General features: G+C 65.6%; 29 protein-coding genes and 2 pseudogenes. 2 read left to right on the plus strand and 29 right to left on the minus strand.

Annotated features, from left to right (window positions below):
- The 5 genes and pseudogenes from AX750_RS09225 to rpsM all read right to left on the minus strand — a co-directional run.
- A pseudogene (locus tag AX750_RS09225) lies at positions 1-214 on the minus strand (tripartite tricarboxylate transporter substrate binding protein BugD); the annotation flags it as partial.
- A 187-nt stretch (positions 215-401) separates the two neighbouring features.
- Positions 402-818 carry a 50S ribosomal protein L17 gene (gene rplQ, locus AX750_RS09230; protein ID WP_066722370.1) on the minus strand — a complete coding sequence of 139 codons (417 nt, stop codon included), beginning with the start codon at positions 816-818 and terminating at the stop codon, positions 402-404.
- Positions 819-930: 112 nt separating this feature from the next.
- Positions 931-1,947, minus strand: a complete 1,017-nt coding sequence (locus AX750_RS09235) for a DNA-directed RNA polymerase subunit alpha (protein WP_066722372.1) — start codon at positions 1,945-1,947, stop codon at positions 931-933.
- A gap of 88 nt (positions 1,948-2,035) precedes the next feature.
- On the minus strand, positions 2,036-2,425 hold the full coding sequence (rpsK, locus tag AX750_RS09240; protein ID WP_043237079.1) for a 30S ribosomal protein S11: 390 nt from the start codon (positions 2,423-2,425) through the stop codon (positions 2,036-2,038).
- A 115-nt stretch (positions 2,426-2,540) separates the two neighbouring features.
- Positions 2,541-2,909, minus strand: coding sequence for a 30S ribosomal protein S13 (rpsM, locus tag AX750_RS09245; protein WP_066722374.1), 369 nt, complete (start codon positions 2,907-2,909; stop codon positions 2,541-2,543).
- A 294-nt stretch (positions 2,910-3,203) separates the two neighbouring features.
- On the opposite strand from rpsM, the gene AX750_RS09250 reads away from it, so the two are divergent.
- On the plus strand, positions 3,204-3,440 hold the full coding sequence (locus tag AX750_RS09250) for an AbrB/MazE/SpoVT family DNA-binding domain-containing protein (RefSeq protein ID WP_066722376.1): 237 nt from the start codon (positions 3,204-3,206) through the stop codon (positions 3,438-3,440).
- Positions 3,437-3,838, plus strand: coding sequence for a type II toxin-antitoxin system VapC family toxin (locus tag AX750_RS09255; protein WP_066722378.1), 402 nt, complete (start codon positions 3,437-3,439; stop codon positions 3,836-3,838). The genes AX750_RS09250 and AX750_RS09255 overlap by 4 nt, the downstream gene beginning before the upstream one ends.
- Before the next feature lie 14 nt (positions 3,839-3,852).
- Here the strand turns inward: AX750_RS09255 and AX750_RS09260 are convergent, their stop codons facing one another.
- The 24 genes and pseudogenes from AX750_RS09260 to AX750_RS25465 all read right to left on the minus strand — a co-directional run.
- The gene (locus tag AX750_RS09260) at positions 3,853-4,437 is read right to left on the minus strand and encodes an adenylate kinase (RefSeq protein ID WP_066722380.1); all 585 of its coding nucleotides are present in this window, start codon (positions 4,435-4,437) and stop codon (positions 3,853-3,855) included.
- Positions 4,437-5,774, minus strand: coding sequence for a preprotein translocase subunit SecY (secY, locus tag AX750_RS09265; protein WP_066722382.1), 1,338 nt, complete (start codon positions 5,772-5,774; stop codon positions 4,437-4,439). Before secY ends, AX750_RS09260 begins: the two co-directional genes overlap by 1 nt.
- A 121-nt stretch (positions 5,775-5,895) precedes the next feature.
- Positions 5,896-6,372 (minus strand): 50S ribosomal protein L15, encoded by a 477-nt coding sequence (gene rplO / locus AX750_RS09270; protein WP_066722384.1) that lies wholly within the window; start codon positions 6,370-6,372, stop codon positions 5,896-5,898.
- Positions 6,373-6,385: 13 nt separating this feature from the next.
- A complete protein-coding gene (rpmD, locus tag AX750_RS09275; RefSeq protein ID WP_066722419.1) occupies positions 6,386-6,583 on the minus strand; it encodes a 50S ribosomal protein L30 in 198 nt (65 codons plus the stop codon).
- A gap of 10 nt (positions 6,584-6,593) precedes the next feature.
- Entirely contained in the window at positions 6,594-7,154 is a 561-nt protein-coding gene (gene rpsE / locus AX750_RS09280; protein ID WP_066722386.1) for a 30S ribosomal protein S5, read from the minus strand.
- A gap of 148 nt (positions 7,155-7,302) precedes the next feature.
- Positions 7,303-7,665, minus strand: coding sequence for a 50S ribosomal protein L18 (rplR, locus tag AX750_RS09285; protein ID WP_066722388.1), 363 nt, complete (start codon positions 7,663-7,665; stop codon positions 7,303-7,305).
- 11 nt (positions 7,666-7,676) lie between these two features.
- Positions 7,677-8,210 carry a 50S ribosomal protein L6 gene (gene rplF / locus AX750_RS09290; protein WP_066722390.1) on the minus strand — a complete coding sequence of 178 codons (534 nt, stop codon included), beginning with the start codon at positions 8,208-8,210 and terminating at the stop codon, positions 7,677-7,679.
- Between the two features lie 33 nt (positions 8,211-8,243).
- Entirely contained in the window at positions 8,244-8,642 is a 399-nt protein-coding gene (gene rpsH / locus AX750_RS09295) for a 30S ribosomal protein S8 (protein WP_066480047.1), read from the minus strand.
- Positions 8,643-8,654: 12 nt separating this feature from the next.
- Positions 8,655-8,960: a 30S ribosomal protein S14 gene (rpsN, locus tag AX750_RS09300; protein WP_066722392.1), complete on the minus strand. Its 306-nt coding sequence runs from the start codon at positions 8,958-8,960 to the stop codon at positions 8,655-8,657.
- Between the two features lie 36 nt (positions 8,961-8,996).
- Entirely contained in the window at positions 8,997-9,563 is a 567-nt protein-coding gene (rplE, locus tag AX750_RS09305; RefSeq protein ID WP_056799015.1) for a 50S ribosomal protein L5, read from the minus strand.
- A complete protein-coding gene (gene rplX, locus AX750_RS09310; protein ID WP_043237098.1) occupies positions 9,556-9,873 on the minus strand; it encodes a 50S ribosomal protein L24 in 318 nt (105 codons plus the stop codon). The genes rplE and rplX overlap by 8 nt, the downstream gene beginning before the upstream one ends.
- On the minus strand, positions 9,873-10,241 hold the full coding sequence (gene rplN, locus AX750_RS09315) for a 50S ribosomal protein L14 (RefSeq protein WP_066480057.1): 369 nt from the start codon (positions 10,239-10,241) through the stop codon (positions 9,873-9,875). The genes rplX and rplN overlap by 1 nt, the downstream gene beginning before the upstream one ends.
- 205 nt (positions 10,242-10,446) lie before the next feature.
- Complete coding sequence (rpsQ, locus tag AX750_RS09320; protein WP_066722393.1) at positions 10,447-10,689, minus strand: 30S ribosomal protein S17; 243 nt, start codon at positions 10,687-10,689, stop codon at positions 10,447-10,449.
- A gap of 11 nt (positions 10,690-10,700) precedes the next feature.
- Entirely contained in the window at positions 10,701-10,913 is a 213-nt protein-coding gene (gene rpmC, locus AX750_RS09325) for a 50S ribosomal protein L29 (RefSeq protein WP_066722395.1), read from the minus strand.
- A gap of 14 nt (positions 10,914-10,927) precedes the next feature.
- The gene (gene rplP / locus AX750_RS09330) at positions 10,928-11,341 is read right to left on the minus strand and encodes a 50S ribosomal protein L16 (RefSeq protein WP_066722399.1); all 414 of its coding nucleotides are present in this window, start codon (positions 11,339-11,341) and stop codon (positions 10,928-10,930) included.
- Between the two features lie 18 nt (positions 11,342-11,359).
- Entirely contained in the window at positions 11,360-12,067 is a 708-nt protein-coding gene (gene rpsC, locus AX750_RS09335) for a 30S ribosomal protein S3 (RefSeq protein ID WP_066722401.1), read from the minus strand.
- Between the two features lie 10 nt (positions 12,068-12,077).
- A complete protein-coding gene (gene rplV, locus AX750_RS09340; RefSeq protein WP_056798997.1) occupies positions 12,078-12,461 on the minus strand; it encodes a 50S ribosomal protein L22 in 384 nt (127 codons plus the stop codon).
- A gap of 3 nt (positions 12,462-12,464) precedes the next feature.
- On the minus strand, positions 12,465-12,743 hold the full coding sequence (gene rpsS, locus AX750_RS09345; protein ID WP_066722403.1) for a 30S ribosomal protein S19: 279 nt from the start codon (positions 12,741-12,743) through the stop codon (positions 12,465-12,467).
- Positions 12,744-12,751: 8 nt separating this feature from the next.
- Complete coding sequence (rplB, locus tag AX750_RS09350; RefSeq protein ID WP_066722405.1) at positions 12,752-13,594, minus strand: 50S ribosomal protein L2; 843 nt, start codon at positions 13,592-13,594, stop codon at positions 12,752-12,754.
- Between the two features lie 16 nt (positions 13,595-13,610).
- A complete protein-coding gene (locus AX750_RS09355; RefSeq protein WP_066722409.1) occupies positions 13,611-13,922 on the minus strand; it encodes a 50S ribosomal protein L23 in 312 nt (103 codons plus the stop codon).
- Positions 13,919-14,539, minus strand: a complete 621-nt coding sequence (gene rplD, locus AX750_RS09360; protein WP_066722412.1) for a 50S ribosomal protein L4 — start codon at positions 14,537-14,539, stop codon at positions 13,919-13,921. The genes AX750_RS09355 and rplD overlap by 4 nt, the downstream gene beginning before the upstream one ends.
- Positions 14,539-15,264 carry a 50S ribosomal protein L3 gene (gene rplC, locus AX750_RS09365; protein ID WP_066722415.1) on the minus strand — a complete coding sequence of 242 codons (726 nt, stop codon included), beginning with the start codon at positions 15,262-15,264 and terminating at the stop codon, positions 14,539-14,541. Before rplC ends, rplD begins: the two co-directional genes overlap by 1 nt.
- A gap of 73 nt (positions 15,265-15,337) precedes the next feature.
- A complete protein-coding gene (gene rpsJ, locus AX750_RS09370) occupies positions 15,338-15,646 on the minus strand; it encodes a 30S ribosomal protein S10 (protein WP_043237115.1) in 309 nt (102 codons plus the stop codon).
- 69 nt (positions 15,647-15,715) lie between these two features.
- Positions 15,716-15,792, minus strand: a pseudogene (locus AX750_RS25465) (elongation factor Tu); the annotation flags it as partial.

Here is a 15,792-nt window from a genome sequence, read left to right on the forward strand (position 1 = left end):
CGCCCATGTTTTCCATGATGATGCGCTGGCCGAGCACGCGCCCCATCTCGTCGCCGACCAGCCGCGCGATCACGTCCGACGAGCCACCGGCCGCGAAAGGTACGATCATGGTGATCGACTTGGAGGGGTAGTCCTGCGCTGTCGCCGGCATCGCAGCGGCGAGCAGCAGCCCCCCCGCCACGGCCAGCCCGGCCCAGTGGTTCATTCTCGTCATCAGCGTCCCCCCAAGTGCCTTGCTGGCTTTCGAGGAAGCCTAGACAGGAAGCTGCGGTCCGCCAAGGGCCGTCGCGCCGCCATCGAAGCCGGCCGAACGACCACCAAACCGGAAGCCCGACACCCCCAAACGAAAAAGGGCGACCCGAAGGCCGCCCTTTCAAATCGCCTGGTCCGAAGAAAAATCCTCAGGCCGCCTCGTCATCCGCCGTGAAGACCGGGCCGGAATCCTGTCCCTTGGCGTCGACGTCGCGATCGACGAACTCGATCACGGCGAGCGGCGCGTTGTCGCCGAAGCGGAAGCCCGCCTTCATGATGCGCAGATAGCCGCCATTGCGCTCCTTGTAGCGCGGGCCCAGCACCGAGAAGAGCTTGCCGACGAGAGCGACGTCCTTGATCTGCGCGATCGCCTGGCGGCGGGCATGCAGGTCGCCGCGCTTGGCGAGGGTCACCAGCTTCTCGACGACCGGACGCAGGTCCTTGGCCTTCGGCAGCGTGGTGGTGATCTGCTCGTGCTTGATCAGGGCCTGGGACATGTTGGCGAACATCGCCTTGCGATGCTCGGCCGAGCGGTTGAAACGGCGACCGCGGAAACCGTGACGCATGGTGTGGCTCCTTCGATGTTACGGCCGCCGTGCCACGGTACGGCCGTTCTTTATGCTCCGCAGCTCATGCTGCGTGCGGGAAAGCGTGGGGCGCGAGAGCCCCGCACCGGGATCAGTAGTGCTCCTCGAAGCGCTTCGCCAGCTCTTCGATGTTCTCCGGCGGCCAGCCGGTGACGTCCATGCCGAGGTGGAGGCCCATGGTGGCGAGCACTTCCTTGATCTCGTTCAGCGACTTGCGGCCGAAGTTCGGGGTGCGCAGCATCTCGCCCTCCGACTTCTGGATCAGGTCGCCGATATAGACGATGTTGTCGTTCTTCAGGCAGTTCGCCGAACGCACCGACAGCTCGAGCTCGTCGACCTTCTTGAGCAGCGCCGGGTTGAAGGGCAGCTGCGGCGCAGTCGAGACGGCCTCTTCCTTGCGCGGCTCCTCGAAGGTGATGAAGACGGCGAGCTGGTCCTGCAGGATGCGGGCGGCGAGCGCCAGCGCGTCCTCGGGCGTCACCGAGCCATTGGTCTCGATGTTCAGGGTCAGCATGTCGCGGTCGAGGTTCTGGCCCTCGCGGGTGTTCTCGACGCGGTAGGAGACCTTCTTCACCGGCGAGTACAGGCTGTCGACCGGGATCAGGCCGATCGGCGCGTCCTCGGGGCGGTTCTGCTCGGAGGGGACATAGCCCTTGCCAGTGTTGACCGTGAACTCCATGCGGATCTCGGAGCCCTCGTCCAGCGTGCAGAGCACGAGGTCGGGGTTCAGGATCGAGACGTCGCCGACGGTGTTGATGTCGCCGGCGGTGACGATGCCCGGGCCGGTCTTGCGCAGGGTCATGCGCTTGGGGCCCTCGCCCTGCATCTTGACCGCGATCGCCTTGATGTTGAGGACGATGTCGGTCACGTCCTCACGCACGCCGGGGATCGAGGAGAACTCGTGCAGCACGCCGTCGATCTGCACAGCGGTGACGGCCGCGCCCTGCAGCGAGGAGAGCAGCACGCGACGCAGCGCGTTGCCGAGCGTCATGCCGAAACCGCGCTCCAGCGGACGCGCGATGACGGTGGCCTGACGCTTCGGATCGTCGCCGACCTTGATTTCGAGCTTGTTGGGCTTTGACAGATCCTGCCAGTTCTTGCTGATCACGACCGCACTCCTGGTGCTTGAATTCAATGGCGGCGGCGGGCCGCCCCGGACAGGCGCCCGCCGGTGCGGGCGCCTCGAAGCACGCGCGTCAGACGCGACGACGCTTGCGCGGACGGCAGCCGTTATGCGGGATCGGCGTCACGTCGCGGATCGAGGTCACGGTGAAGCCGGCGGCCTGCAGCGCGCGGAGCGCCGATTCACGACCCGACCCCGGACCGGTGACCTCGACCTCGAGGGTGCGCATGCCATGCTCGGCGGCCTTGCGGGCCGCGTCCTCGGCGGCGACCTGCGCGGCGTAGGGGGTCGACTTGCGCGAGCCCTTGAAGCCCATCGTGCCGGCCGACGACCAGGAGATCGTGTTGCCCTGCGCGTCGGTGATGGTGATCATGGTGTTGTTGAACGAGGCGTTCACATGGGCGACGCCGGAGACGATGTTCTTGCGTTCGCGGCGACGAACGCGCTGGGCTTCCTTGGCCATAGTCTTTTCTCTTGTCCTTCAGGCGCGCCCGTGATGCCAGGCGCTGGGGATGCCGCCCGTCCCCGCTGGGGTCAGGCGGCGCAAAGCAGCGGGCCGGTCACCCGGCCCGCCGAAATCACTTCTTCTTGCCGGCGATCGGCTTCGCCTTGCCCTTTCGGGTGCGGGCGTTGGTGTGGGTGCGCTGGCCGCGGACCGGCAGCGAGCGGCGATGGCGCAGGCCGCGATAGCAGCCCAGATCCATCAGGCGCTTGATGTTCATCGAGACCTCGCGGCGCAGGTCGCCCTCGACGAGATAGTCGCGGTCGATCGTCTCGCGGATCTGCAGGACCTCGGCGTCGGTCAGCTGGTTGACGCGGCGCTCGGCGACGATGCCGACCTTGTCGCAGATCTCCTGGGCCTTGGCCGCGCCAATGCCGTGAATGTACTGCAGGCCGATGACGACGCGCTTGTTGGTCGGAATGTTGACGCCCGCAATACGAGCCATGATCGTCTCTCCATGTCGGCCGGCAAACGCCCAGTGGCGCGCCAGCGGTTTAAAGATGCCTCGCGCCGGTGGAGGCCGGCCCCTGCGAAGCGTTGAACCCGTTCCATGCGGGAATGCGACGTCGCCCCTCCTCGCGAAGGTAACGGCATCGCTGTCATGAAACCGGAAGTGGGGTCGTTAGTCGTTCGAAGACGCGGAGTCAACCGTCGAAGGAGGCCGACAGGAACAATTCTTGCCGCCGCCTCCGGAGCGGCCTATGCTGAGGCATAGGCCTTCCGACCTGCGAGGTTGAGGATGAACGAGGTTCGACACGTCAAACTCTTCAGGAACGGCCGCAACCAGGCGGTCCGCATCCCGGTGGAGTTCGAATTGCCGGGCCATGAGGCGCTGATGCACCGGGACGGCGACAGGCTGGTGATCGAGCCGGCCCGTAAACGCGGCCTCTCGGCCCTGTTGGCTGAGCTCGAGCCGGTCGACGAGGCGTTGCCGGACATCGCCGATCCGGTCCCGCTTCCCGAGCAAACGCTTTGACGCGCTATCTGCTCGACACCAACATCATCTCCGATCTCATCCGCCATCCCCGCGGCGCGGCGGCCCAATCGATCGCCAAGGTTGGCGACCGGGCGGTGGTGACGAGCGCCATCGTCGCCGCTGAACTGCGCTATGGCTGCGAAAAATCGGGATCGACCCGGCTGCGGGCCGCCGTGGAGGCGGTACTGTCGGAACTCGAGATCCTGCCCTTCGACGAGCCCGCCTCACGCGCCTATGCCAGCCTGCGCGTGTCGCTCGAATCCCGGGGTTTGCCCATCGGCGGCAACGACATGCTCATCGCCGCACAGGTTCTCGCCCTGGAAGCGGTCCTCGTCACAGCGAACACCTCAGAGTTCGCGCGTGTGGAGGACCTCAGGATCGAAAACTGGTTGGGCTGACGCGGGCCGCCGGCTCAGCTGCGCGCCAGCGCCGTCTCGATCGCGGCCGTCACGGCGTCGATCGGCTGCATGCCGTCGATCTCGATCACCTGGCCGCGCTTCGCGTAGTAGGGCGAGACGACCGCGGTGTCGCGGTTATAGGCCTCGAGCCGGGTCTTGAAGACCTCCGGATCGTCGTCCTTGCGGACCGGCTGCCCGGCGGCTTTCGCCTCCTCGGCACGCTTGACGATGCGGTCGACGAGCTTGCTCTGGTCCACCTTCAGTTCCAGCACCGTGTCGAGCTTCAGCCCCTTCGAGGCGAGCATCGCATCCAGCGCCTCGGCCTGGGCCAGGGTGCGCGGGAAACCGTCGAGGATGAAGCCCTTCTTGGCATCCGCCTCCTCGATGCGGTCGGCGACGATGCCGATGACGATCTCGTCCGAAACGAGCCCGCCCGCATCCATCACCGCCTTCGCCTTGACGCCGATCGGCGTCCCGGCGGCGACGGCGGCGCGGAGCATGTCGCCGGTCGAGAGCTGCGGAATACCGTGCTTCGCGACGATGCGCGCAGCCTGAGTGCCCTTCCCCGCCCCCGGCGGCCCCAGGAAGATCAGTCGCATCAGCGTTTCGCTCCTCGCAGCTTGGCCTTCTTGACCAGCCCTTCATACTGATGGGCCAGCAGGTGCCCGTGGACTTGCGCCACGGTATCCATCGTCGTCGTCACCACGATGAGCAGCGAGGTGCCGCCCAGCAGGATGATCGGAATCTGGGCATAGGTGATCATGAACTCGGGGATAAGGCAGACGATAGTCAAATAGCCGGCGCCGAGCACGGTGATGCGGGTCAGCACGCGGTCGATATGCTCGGCGGTGCGCTCGCCGGGGCGGATACCCGGCATGAAGCCGCCATGCTTCTTCAGATTGTCGGCCGTCTCCGTCGGGTTGAAGACGATGGCCGTGTAGAAGAAGCAGAAGAAGATGATCAGCGCGGCGTAGAGGATCATGAACAGCGGCCGGCCATGCGCCAGATAGGTCGCCATGGTCGACAGGAAACCCGTGCCGCCCGAAGCCTGCGAGAAGCTCGCGATCGTCGTCGGCAGCAGCAGCAGCGAGGAGGCGAAGATCGGCGGGATGACGCCGGCGGTATTCAGCTTCAGCGGCAGGAACGAGGTCTGGCCCTCATACATGCGGTTGCCGACCTGGCGCTTGGGATAGTTGATCAGCAGGCGGCGCTGCGCGCGCTCCATGAACACGCAGAAGGCGATGACGCAGATCGCCATCAGCAGGATCAGCAGCAGCAGGCCGGTCGAGATCGCGCCCTGCCGGCCGAGCTCAAGGGTCTGTGCGAGCTGCGACGGAAACTCCGCGATGATGCCGGCGAAGATGATCATCGAGGTGCCGTTGCCGATGCCGCGGCTGGTGATCTGCTCGCCGAGCCACAGCAGGAACATCGTGCCGCCGACCAGCGTGATCGTCGTCGAGAACAGGAAGAACGGGCCGGGCTCGAGCACGAGGTTGCCGGAGCCCTGCAGACCCACGCCGATGCCATAGGCCTGGAAGATGGCCAGGACGAGCGTCAGGTAGCGCGTGTACTGGTTCAGGATCTTGCGACCCTGCTCGCCTTCCTTCTTCAGCGCCTCGAAGCTCGGAATGACGCTCGACAGAAGCTGGATGATGATCGACGCCGAAATATACGGCATGATCGCCAGCGCGAAGATCGCGAGCCGGCCGACCGCGCCGCCCGAAAACATGTTGAACAGGCCGAGCACGCCGGACTGGGTCTGCTTGAACAGATCCGCGACCGCATCGGGATTCATCCCCGGCAACGGGATATAGGTGCCGATCCGGTAGACGATCAGCGCGCCGAGCGTGAACCAGATCCGCTTCTTCAGCTCGTCCGCCTTCGCGAACGCCCCGAAGTTGAGGTTTGAAGCAAGCTGTTCAGCCGCCGATGCCATGCGTCCGGTCCTTGGTCTTCAGATCCATGGGCGCGCTGGGCTGCGCCCGGTCAAACAGTCGAACGGCGGCCAGGGCTTCTGGCCCGGCCGCCGTTCGCGAGTCGTCATGTAAGCGTTCGGCTCACGCCTGTGAAGCAGCCGAAAGGATCTTGACGCTGCCGCCCGCCTTCTCGATCGCGGCGACGGCCGACTTCGACGCGCCAGCCACCTCGAAGGCGAGCTTCGTCTTCAGCTCGCCGACGCCGAGGATCTTCACGCCGTCCTTCGCCTGGCGCGTGATCACGCCCGCGGCGACCAGCGCCTCGACCGTCACGGCGCCCTTGGCGTCCAGCTTGCCGGCTTCCACCGCCTGCTGGATGCGGCCGAGATTGACCTCGTTCAGCTCTTTGGCGAAGAGGTTGTTGAAGCCGCGCTTGGGCAGGCGACGATAAAGCGGCATCTGGCCGCCCTCGAAGCCCTTCACGGCGACGCCGGCGCGGGCCTTCTGACCCTTCACGCCACGACCACCGGTCTTGCCCTTGCCCGAGCCGATGCCACGGCCGACGCGGATGCGCGACTTGTGCGCGCCTTCGTTGTCACGGATCTCGTTGAGTTTCATCGAACGATCTCCCTCACTTCGCATCGACGACGCGCACGAGGTGCCTGACCTTGTCGATCATGCCCCGCACGGCCGGCGTGTCGACCAGGGTCGACTGACGGCGGATCTTGTTGAGGCCGAGACCGATCAGGGTCTGGCGCTGCGACGCCTCGCGGCGGATCGGGCTCCCGATCTGCTCGACGACGACGGTCTTGGTGTCGGACTTTGCCATGATCGCCCCCTCACGCTTCAGCGGCGGCGTCGGCACCCGCATCGCGGCGACGCGTCTGCAGGGCGGAGACCTTGAGGTTGCGGCGCGCGGCGACGCCACGCGGGCTGTCCTCGTTCTTCAGCGCGTCGAAGGTCGCGCGGACGAGGTTGTACGGGTTCGAGGAGCCGAGCGACTTCGACACCACGTCCTGCATGCCGACCGCCTCGAAGACGGCGCGCATCGGGCCGCCGGCGATGATGCCGGTACCGGCCGGGGCGGCGCGCAGCACGACCTTGCCAGCGCCGTGACGGCCCTGGACGTCGTGATGGAGCGTACGACCCTCGCGCAGCGGGATCCGGACCAAACCGCGCTTTGCGGCTTCCGTCGCCTTGCGGATGGCTTCCGGCACTTCACGGGCCTTGCCGTGGCCGAAGCCGACGCGGCCCTTCTGGTCGCCGACGACGACGAGCGCGGCGAAGCCGAAGCGACGCCCGCCCTTCACCACCTTGGCGACGCGGTTGATGTGGACCAGACGGTCCACGAATTCCGAATCGCGCTCTTCGCGATCGCGGTCACGAGGCTCTCTCGCCATTGTCTTTCCTCTTACTTGCGCGGTGACGGCCTCTGCCGCCCCGCTCGCTCGAGCGTTCCTGCTGGAACGACGTCTCTCGAAAAGCCCGATCCCGGCCCCTGCCCCGTTGCCGCGAGGCGCCGGAGCAGATCGACCGGGACCGACGGTCTCAGAAGTTCAGGCCGCCCTCGCGGGCCGCATCGGCGAGCGCCTTGACGCGCCCGTGATACATGTAGGAGCCGCGGTCGAATACCACGTCCTTCACGCCCGCCTTGACGGCACGTTCGGCGATCAGCTTGCCGATCGTCGCGGCCGCCTCGACATTCGCGCCCGACTTGAGATCGCCGCGGATGTCCTTGTCCAGGCTCGAAGCCGAAGCGAGGGTGACCCCCTTCGTGTCGTCGATGATCTGGGCATAGATCTGCTTGCCGGTGCGGTGCACCGAAAGGCGGGCGCGGCCATTGGCCACCGCCTTGATGGCGCGACGGACGCGGGCCTTGCGGCGCGCAGTCGCAACTGTCTGCTTGCTCATGGCTCGCGTCCTTACTTCTTCTTGCCTTCCTTGCGGAAGATGAATTCGCCGGCGTATTTGACACCCTTGCCCTTGTAGGGCTCGGGACCGCGATACTCGCGGATCTCAGCGGCAGTCTGGCCGACCACCTGCTTGTCGATGCCAGTGATGACGATCTCGGTCGGCTTCGGCGTCACGATCGCGACCCCTTCCGGAATCGGATAGTCGATGTCGTGGCTGTAGCCGAGCGACAGCTTGAGCACCTTGCCGGTGACGGCGGCCTTGTAGCCGACGCCGTTGATCTCGAGCTTCTTCTCGAAGCCAGAGGTCGTGCCCGTCACGAGATTGGCGATGCGGGCGCGCGAGGTGCCCCAGAGCGAGCGGGCGCGCTTGCTCTGCGAACGCGGCTGAACCGCGATCGCGCCGTTCTCCATGACGACGGAGACGTCGTCGGGAACCGTGAAGGAGAGTTCCCCCTTCGCGCCCTTGATCTTGACGAGCTGCCCGGCGACGTTGGCGGTGACGCCAGCGGGAACCGGAACAGGCTTCTTACCGATACGAGACATTGGATTTCTCCTGAAAACGAGCGGCGCGAAAGGTCAGAAGACCTTGCAAAGCACTTCGCCGCCCACGTTCTGCTCGCGGGCAAGATGATCGGGCATCACACCCTTCGGGGTCGAGATGATGGTCACGCCCAGGCCGTCGGCCACGCGAGGCATCGTCTCCACCGAAGAATAGACGCGGCGGCCGGGCTTCGACACGCGCGAGATCGACCGGATGACCGGCTGTCCCTCGTGGTACTTCAGCTCGATGTCGAACTCGGTCCGGCCGTTGCCGAACTCGGTCTGGGTGTAGCCGCGGATGTAGCCCTCGGCCTGAAGCACGTCGAGCACACGGGCCCGAAGCTTCGAACCGGGCGTCGAAACGCGCGACTTGCGACGCATCTGCGCATTGCGGATGCGGGTCAGCATATCTCCAAGCGGATCAATGATCGCCATGATGCGTCCTCCTCACCAGCTCGACTTGACGAGGCCGGGAACCAGCCCCTTGTTGCCGAGCTCGCGCAGCGCGACGCGCGACATCTTCAGCTTGCGGTAGAAGGCGCGCGGGCGACCCGTCACCTCGCAGCGGTTGCGCACCCGGTTCGGAGCCGAGTTGCGCGGCAGTTCGGCCAGCTTCAGGCGAGCGAGGAAACGCTCGTCCATGGACTGGCTGTCGTCGTTGGCGATCTCAAGCAACCGGGCGCGGCGGCCGGCGAACTTCTTCACCAGCGCCTTGCGGCGGTTGTTGTTCTCGACGGAGCTCTTCTTAGCCATCGATCTCTCCTGGTTTCCGCGTATGAACGCTGGCGTTCACTGCCGGAACGGGAAGTTGAAGTGCTTGAGCAGGGCGCGAGCCTCGTCGTCCGACTTCGCAGTCGTGCAGACGATCACGTCCATACCCCAGACCTGGTCGACCTTGTCGTAGTTGATCTCGGGGAACACGATGTGCTCCTTGATCCCGAGCGCGAAATTGCCGCGCCCGTCGAAGGACTTCGGGTTGAGACCCCGGAAGTCGCGCACGCGCGGCAGGGCGATGGTGACGAGCCGGTCGACGAACTCGAACATCTTGGTCTTGCGCAGCGTGACCTTGCAGCCGACCGCCATGTTCTCGCGCAGCTTGAAGCCGGCGATGGCGAGACGGGACTTGGTGATGACCGGCTTCTGGCCGGCGATCAGGGCGAGGTCGCCGGCGGCGTTGTCGACCTTCTTGCGGTCGGCGGTCGCTTCGCCCACGCCCATGTTGATGACGACCTTCTCGATGGTCGGCACTTCCATGGCGTTCTTGTAGCCGAACTCGGCGATCATCGCCGGACGGACGACGTCCTCGTAATGCTTCTTCATGCGCGGCGTGAGAGCCGCCTGCTGGTTCTCAGCCATCGATCAGATCCCCCGAACGCTTGGCGAAACGGACCTTGCGGCCATCGTCCAGGACCTTGAAGCCGACGCGGGTCGGCTTGCCGTCCTTGGGATCGGCCACGGCGAGATTCGACAGGTCGATGGTGGCTTCCTTAGAGATGATGCCGCCCTCGGACTGAGCCGATGCCTTGGTGTGCTTCTTGACGAGGTTGACGCCACGCACCACGGCGCGGGCATCCTTCGGCAGCACCTGCAGGACTTCGCCGGCCTTGCCCTTGTCGCGGCCAGCCAGCACGACGACCTTGTCGCCCTTCTTGATCTTCGCAGCCATCACAGCACCTCAGGCGCAAGCGAGATGATCTTCATGTGGTTCTTGGCGCGCAGCTCGCGCGGAACCGGTCCGAAGATACGGGTGCCGACAGGCTCTTTCTGATTGTTGATCAGAACGGCCGCGTTGCGGTCGAACCGGATCACCGAACCGTCGGGACGCTTCACGTCCTTGGCGGTGCGAACGACGACCGCCTTCATGACGTCGCCCTTCTTCACGCGACCGCGCGGAATGGCTTCCTTGATCGAGACGACGATGATGTCGCCGATACGGGCATAACGCCGCTTCGACCCGCCGAGAACCTTGATGCACATCACGCGACGGGCGCCGGAATTATCCGCGACCTCGAGATTGGTCTGCACCTGGATCATGGCCTTGATCCTTCCAGTGTGTATCAGCGCGGTTTCCCGGACGCACCAGCGCCCCCGGGACTACGACTGACGGGGGTCGATCGCCCCCTGGCCTCAAAACAAAGCATGATCCGCAAAAGTGGAGCCCACCTTTGCGGCGATACATGCCCGACTATTTTCACCGCCGCGCCGCCCGAACGAATCGGACGGCGACAGCCGCGTTGACCTACGCCTTGGGAGCGTTGTCGAGCACAACCCAGCTTTTCAGCTTGGAAATCGGCTTGGACTCCTCGATCCAGACCTGATCCCCGACCTTGGCCACCTCCGCCTCGTCATGGGCGTGATAGTTTTTGGTGCGGCGAACCGTCTTCTTGAGGAGAGGGTGCGTATAGCGCCGCTCGACCTTGACCACAACAGTTTTGTTCTGCTTGTCGCTGACGACGACGCCCTGCAGCACGCGCTTCGGCATTGTCTGACTCCTCAGGCGCTCGCGGCCGCGGTCTTCGACCGCTGCAGCGTCTTGATGCGGGCGATGTCCTTGCGGACCTCGGTCACCCGGGCGGTGTTCTCGAGCTGGCCGGTGGCCTTCTGGAAGCGCAGGTTGAACTGCTCCTTCTTGAGCTTCAGGAGCTCGTCCTGGAGCAGGTCCACGCTCATGGCCTTCAGGTCGGACAGGCGTTGCGAAGCTTTCATCTCGTCCTCCCTTCTCACTCGGCGATGCGCTGGATGAAGCGCGTCTTGATCGGCAGCTTGGCGGCGCCGAGGCGCATGGCCTCGCGGGCGGTCTCTTCCGGCACGCCGTCGATCTCGAACATGATCCGGCCCGGCTTGACCTTGGCTGCCCAGAATTCAGGCGCGCCCTTGCCCTTGCCCATGCGGACTTCGGTCGGCTTCTTCGACACCGGCACGTCCGGGAACACGCGGATCCAGACACGGCCGGCGCGCTTCATGGCGCGGGTGATCGCGCGGCGGGCCGCCTCGATCTGCCGGGCGGTGATGCGCTCCGGCTCCTGCGCCTTGAGGCCGAACTGGCCGAAGTTCAGGTCCGTGCCGCCCTTGGCGACGCCGGAGATGCGTCCCTTGAACTGCTTGCGGAACTTGGTCTTCTTAGGTTGCAACATGGCTCTTCTCGATCAGCCTTATGCATGCTCGCGACGATGGCCACCGCCGGAACGGCCGCCCTCGTCTGCCATGCGCTTGTCCTGGGCCATCGGGTCGTGTTCGAGGATCTCGCCCTTGAAGATCCAGACCTTGATGCCGCACGTGCCGTAGGTGGTGAAGGCGGTGCCGACACCGTAATCCACATCGGCGCGCAGCGTGTGCAGCGGAACGCGACCCTCGCGATACCACTCGAGGCGCGCGATCTCGGCACCACCGAGACGGCCCGAGCAGTTGATGCGGATGCCCTCGGCACCCAGACGCATCGCCGACTGCACGGCGCGCTTCATGGCGCGACGGAAGGCGACGCGGCGCTCGAGCTGCTGGGCGATCGAGTCGGCGACCAGCGTGGCGTCGATCTCGGGCTTGCGCACCTCGACGATGTTGATCGTCACATCGGCCTTGGTGAGCTTTATCACCGACTTGCGCAGCTTCTCGATGTCGGCGCCCTTCTTGCCGATCACCACGCCCGGACGCGCCGAGTGGATGGTGACGCGGCACTTCTTGTGCGGGCGCTCGATGATGATCTTGGAGACCGCGGCCTGCTTCAGCAGCTTCATGAGGGCGGCGCGGATGGCCATGTCCTCATGGAGCAGCTTGCCGTACTCGCCCTTCTGCGCGAACCAGCGGGAATCCCAGGTCCGGTTGATGCCGAGGCGAAGCCCGATCGGATTGATTTTCTGACCCATCGTTCTCTCCTCAGGCCTTCGCAGCCTGGACTTCGCGCACCACGATCGTGATGTTGGCGAACGGCTTCAGGATGCGGGCGCCACGGCCGCGGGCGCGGGCATGGAAGCGCTTCATCACGAGCGCCTTGCCGACGAAGGCCTGGGCCACGACGAGATCGTCGACGTCGAGATCATGGTTGTTCTCGGCGTTGGCGATCGCGCTCTGCAGGCACTTGCGCACGTCCAGCGAGATCCGCTTGCGCGAGAACTCGAGGTCGGCGAGCGCCGTCGAGACCTTCTTGCCCCGGATCAGCTGGGCGACGAGGTTGAGCTTCTGCGGCGAGACGCGAAGGTTGCGGGCGACCGCGACGGCTTCGTTCTCGGGCAGCGCACGGGGGGCGGATGCTTTACCCATGGCTTACTTCCTCTTCGCCTTCTTGTCGGCGGCGTGGCCGTGGAAGGTGCGCGTCGGCGAGAACTCGCCGAACTTGTGGCCCACCATCTCCTCGGAGACGCTCACCGGCACATGCTTGTGGCCGTTGTAGACGCCGAACGTCAGACCGACGAACTGCGGCAGGATCGTGGAGCGACGGCTCCAGATCTTGATGACTTCCTGCCGGCTCGCCGAACGGGCGACCTCGGCCTTTTTCAGAAGGTATCCGTCGACGAACGGACCTTTCCAAAGCGAACGCGCCATGACGGACCTCAGTTCTTCTTCTTGCGGGCGTGACGGCTCGACACGATGAAGGTGTCGGTCCGCTTGTTCGAGCGGGTCTTCTTGCCCTTGGTCGGGAGACCCCAGGGCGTGACCGGGTGACGGCCACCCGAGGTGCGGCCTTCGCCGCCGCCATGGGGATGGTCGACCGGGTTCATCGAGACACCGCGGTTGTGCGGGCGACGGCCGAGCCAGCGCGAGCGACCCGCCTTGCCGTCGTTGCGGTTCATGTGGTCGGGGTTGGAGACCGCGCCCACCGTGGCGTAGCACAGACCGCTGATCAGGCGCTGCTCGCCCGAGTTCAGGCGGACGATGACGTAGCCCTGGTCGCGGCCGACGATCTGGGCGTAGTTGCCCGCCGAGCGCGCCAGCTGGCCGCCCTTGCCGATCTTCAGCTCGACATTGTGGACGATCGTGCCGATCGGCAGCGAGCCCATCGGGGCGGCGTTGCCGGGCTTCACGTCGACCGACGGACCCGAGACGACGCTGTCGCCGACGGCCAGGCGCTGCGGCGCCAGGATATAGGCCTGCTCGCCGTCGCTGTACTTGATCAGCGCGATGAAGGCGCTGCGGTTCGGATCATACTCCAGGCGCTCGACGACGGCCGGGATGCCGTCCTTGCCGCGACGTTTGAAGTCGATCAGACGCAGGGTCCGCTTGTGTCCGCCGCCGCGGAAGCGGACGGTGACGCGGCCGAGATTGTTGCGGCCGCCGGAGGACGACTTGCCCTCCGTCAGCACCTTCAGCGGCTTGCCCTTGTAGAGCTCGCTGCGGTCGACGATCACGAGCTGGCGAAGGCTCGGCGTGACCGGCTTGAAATTTTTCAAAGCCATGGTGTGCGATCCTTCCTTACAGGCCCGTGGTCACGTCGATGGAGTGACCTTCCTCGAGGGTCACGACCGCCTTCTTGACGTCCGCGCGCTGGCCGAGCCGGCCGCGGAAGACCTTCATCTTGCCCTCGGTGACGAGCGTGTTGACGCTCTTCACCTTGACGTCGAACAGCTTCTCGATCGCCGCCTTGATCTGCGGCTTCGTGGCGGTCTTGGCGACCTTGAACACGACCTTGTTGTGCTCGGAGAGCATGGTCGCCTTCTCGGTGATGACCGGCCCGCGGATCACGTCGTAGTGGCGCGGGTCCAGATTCTTGGCGGACTGGCTCATGAGAAGCGCGCCTCCAGCGCATCGACAGCCGCGCGCGTCAGGACGAGCTTGTCGCGACGCAGGATGTCATAAACGTTGATGCCCTGGATCGGCAGGACGTCGACATTCGGGATCGAACGCGCGGCCAGGCCGAAGTTCGTGTCGATCTCGGCGCCGCCGATCACCAGCGCGCTGGAGAGCGACAGCTTGCCGAAGTGGCCGAGCAGCACCTTGGTCTTCGGCTCCGCCAGCTTGGCGTCGTCGAGGATGATGATGCCGCCATCCTTGGCCTTCGCCGAGAGCGCATGGCGCAGGGCGAGAGCACGGACCTTCTTGGGCAGGTCGTGGGCGTGGTCGCGCACGATCGGACCGAAGGCCTTGCCACCGCCGCGGAACTGCGGAGCGGACGCTGCACCGTGACGGGCGCCACCGGTGCCCTTCTGCTTGTAGATCTTCTTGCGGGTGCGGTCGACTTCCGACCGGCCCTTCGACTTGTGCGTGCCGGCGCGGCGCTTGGCGAGCTGGTAGCGCACCATGCGGGCGAGGATGTCGGCGCGCGGCTCGAGGCCGAAGATCGCGTCGGCCAGCTCGAGCGAGCCGGCGTTGCCGCCTTCAAGAGTGACGATATCGATTTTCATCACGCGTTCTCCTCAGCCTGGGCCGCAGGAGCCTCAGCGGTCGCCTCGCCGGCGGACCGGAACTTGCCCGGCAGCGGCGCATCCTTCGGAAGCGGACGCTTGATGGCGTCGCGGACATGGATCCAGCCGCCGGCCACGCCGGGAACGGCGCCCTCGACCAGGATCAGGCCACGCTCGGCATCCGTCTGGACGACGCGCAGGTTCTGCGTGGTGACGCGCTCGGCACCGAGATGGCCGGGCATCTTCTTGTTCTTGAAGGTCTTGCCGGGGTCCTGACGGCCGCCGGTCGAACCGATCGAGCGGTGCGAGACCGAGACGCCGTGGGTGGCGCGCAGACCGCCGAAGTTCCAGCGCTTCATGCCGCCGGCGAAGCCCTTGCCGGTGGTCGTGCCGCTGACGTCGACGAACTGGCCGACGACGAAGTGATCCGCCGTCAGCTCGGCGCCGACCGGGATCAGCGCATCGTCGCTGACACGGAACTCGACGACCTTGCGCTTCGGCTCGACCTTCGCGACGGCGAAGTGGCCGCGCTCGGCCTTCGAGACATTCTTGACCTTGGCAGTGCCCGTGCCGAGCTGCACGGCGACGTAGCCGTTCTTCTCGATCGTGCGGTGAGCGACGACCTGGCAGTTATCGAGCTTCAGCACGGTGACCGGGATATGTTCGCCGGCATCGGTGAAGATGCGGGTCATCCCGACTTTCTGTGCAATCACACCGGAACGCATCGGTGCATACCTTCCCTTGGGGTCATGACCATCCCGCCGACATGCGGGAGACAGAGGACCCGGCTAAAACGGATCAGAGCTTGATTTCGACGTCGACGCCGGCGGCGAGATCGAGCTTCATGAGGGCGTCGACCGTCTGCGGGGTCGGGTCGACGATGTCGAGAACCCGCTTGTGGGTCCGCATTTCGAACTGCTCGCGCGACTTCTTGTCGATGTGGGGCGAGCGGTTGACCGTGAACTTCTCGATGAGCGTGGGCAGCGGGATGGGGCCGCGGACCTGAGCGCCCGTCCTCTTCGCGGTCGACACGATCTCGCGCGTCGAAGCGTCGAGAATGCGGTGGTCGAACGCCTTGAGGCGGATCCGGATGTTCTGACCGTTCATGGTCTTATCTTCCTCGTGACGTGAAAGGGCGGAGGCCCGGCAGGGCCCACGCCCTCACGAAAACGCTGTTCAAGCGATGATGCTGGCGACGACGCCGGCGCCGACGGTGCGGCCGCCTTCGCGGATGGCGAAGCGCAGCTTCTCCT

The organism is Methylobacterium sp. CCH7-A2 (genome assembly GCF_001557075.1).
Lineage (GTDB): Bacteria > Pseudomonadota > Alphaproteobacteria > Rhizobiales > Beijerinckiaceae > Allobosea > Allobosea massiliensis.

Coding starts and splice junctions, on each gene's coding strand:
- rplQ (WP_066722370.1), bottom strand. CDS start 818: ATGCGTCACGGTTTCCGCGGTCGCCGTTTCAACCGCTCGGCCGAGCAT.
- rpsK (WP_043237079.1), bottom strand. CDS start 2,425: ATGGCCAAGGAAGCCCAGCGCGTTCGTCGCCGCGAACGCAAGAACATC.
- rpsM (WP_066722374.1), bottom strand. CDS start 2,909: ATGGCTCGTATTGCGGGCGTCAACATTCCGACCAACAAGCGCGTCGTC.
- AX750_RS09250 (WP_066722376.1), top strand. CDS start 3,204: ATGAACGAGGTTCGACACGTCAAACTCTTCAGGAACGGCCGCAACCAG.
- AX750_RS09260 (WP_066722380.1), bottom strand. CDS start 4,437: ATGCGACTGATCTTCCTGGGGCCGCCGGGGGCGGGGAAGGGCACTCAG.
- secY (WP_066722382.1), bottom strand. CDS start 5,774: ATGGCATCGGCGGCTGAACAGCTTGCTTCAAACCTCAACTTCGGGGCG.
- rplO (WP_066722384.1), bottom strand. CDS start 6,372: ATGAAACTCAACGAGATCCGTGACAACGAAGGCGCGCACAAGTCGCGC.
- rpmD (WP_066722419.1), bottom strand. CDS start 6,583: ATGGCAAAGTCCGACACCAAGACCGTCGTCGTCGAGCAGATCGGGAGC.
- rpsE (WP_066722386.1), bottom strand. CDS start 7,154: ATGGCGAGAGAGCCTCGTGACCGCGATCGCGAAGAGCGCGATTCGGAA.
- rplR (WP_066722388.1), bottom strand. CDS start 7,665: ATGAGCAAGCAGACAGTTGCGACTGCGCGCCGCAAGGCCCGCGTCCGT.
- rplF (WP_066722390.1), bottom strand. CDS start 8,210: ATGTCTCGTATCGGTAAGAAGCCTGTTCCGGTTCCCGCTGGCGTCACC.
- rpsH (WP_066480047.1), bottom strand. CDS start 8,642: ATGGCGATCATTGATCCGCTTGGAGATATGCTGACCCGCATCCGCAAT.
- rpsN (WP_066722392.1), bottom strand. CDS start 8,960: ATGGCTAAGAAGAGCTCCGTCGAGAACAACAACCGCCGCAAGGCGCTG.
- rplE (WP_056799015.1), bottom strand. CDS start 9,563: ATGGCTGAGAACCAGCAGGCGGCTCTCACGCCGCGCATGAAGAAGCAT.
- rplX (WP_043237098.1), bottom strand. CDS start 9,873: ATGGCTGCGAAGATCAAGAAGGGCGACAAGGTCGTCGTGCTGGCTGGC.
- rplN (WP_066480057.1), bottom strand. CDS start 10,241: ATGATCCAGGTGCAGACCAATCTCGAGGTCGCGGATAATTCCGGCGCC.
- rpsQ (WP_066722393.1), bottom strand. CDS start 10,689: ATGCCGAAGCGCGTGCTGCAGGGCGTCGTCGTCAGCGACAAGCAGAAC.
- rpmC (WP_066722395.1), bottom strand. CDS start 10,913: ATGAAAGCTTCGCAACGCCTGTCCGACCTGAAGGCCATGAGCGTGGAC.
- rplP (WP_066722399.1), bottom strand. CDS start 11,341: ATGTTGCAACCTAAGAAGACCAAGTTCCGCAAGCAGTTCAAGGGACGC.
- rpsC (WP_066722401.1), bottom strand. CDS start 12,067: ATGGGTCAGAAAATCAATCCGATCGGGCTTCGCCTCGGCATCAACCGG.
- rplV (WP_056798997.1), bottom strand. CDS start 12,461: ATGGGTAAAGCATCCGCCCCCCGTGCGCTGCCCGAGAACGAAGCCGTC.
- rpsS (WP_066722403.1), bottom strand. CDS start 12,743: ATGGCGCGTTCGCTTTGGAAAGGTCCGTTCGTCGACGGATACCTTCTG.
- rplB (WP_066722405.1), bottom strand. CDS start 13,594: ATGGCTTTGAAAAATTTCAAGCCGGTCACGCCGAGCCTTCGCCAGCTC.
- AX750_RS09355 (WP_066722409.1), bottom strand. CDS start 13,922: ATGAGCCAGTCCGCCAAGAATCTGGACCCGCGCCACTACGACGTGATC.
- rplD (WP_066722412.1), bottom strand. CDS start 14,539: ATGAAAATCGATATCGTCACTCTTGAAGGCGGCAACGCCGGCTCGCTC.
- rplC (WP_066722415.1), bottom strand. CDS start 15,264: ATGCGTTCCGGTGTGATTGCACAGAAAGTCGGGATGACCCGCATCTTC.
- rpsJ (WP_043237115.1), bottom strand. CDS start 15,646: ATGAACGGTCAGAACATCCGGATCCGCCTCAAGGCGTTCGACCACCGC.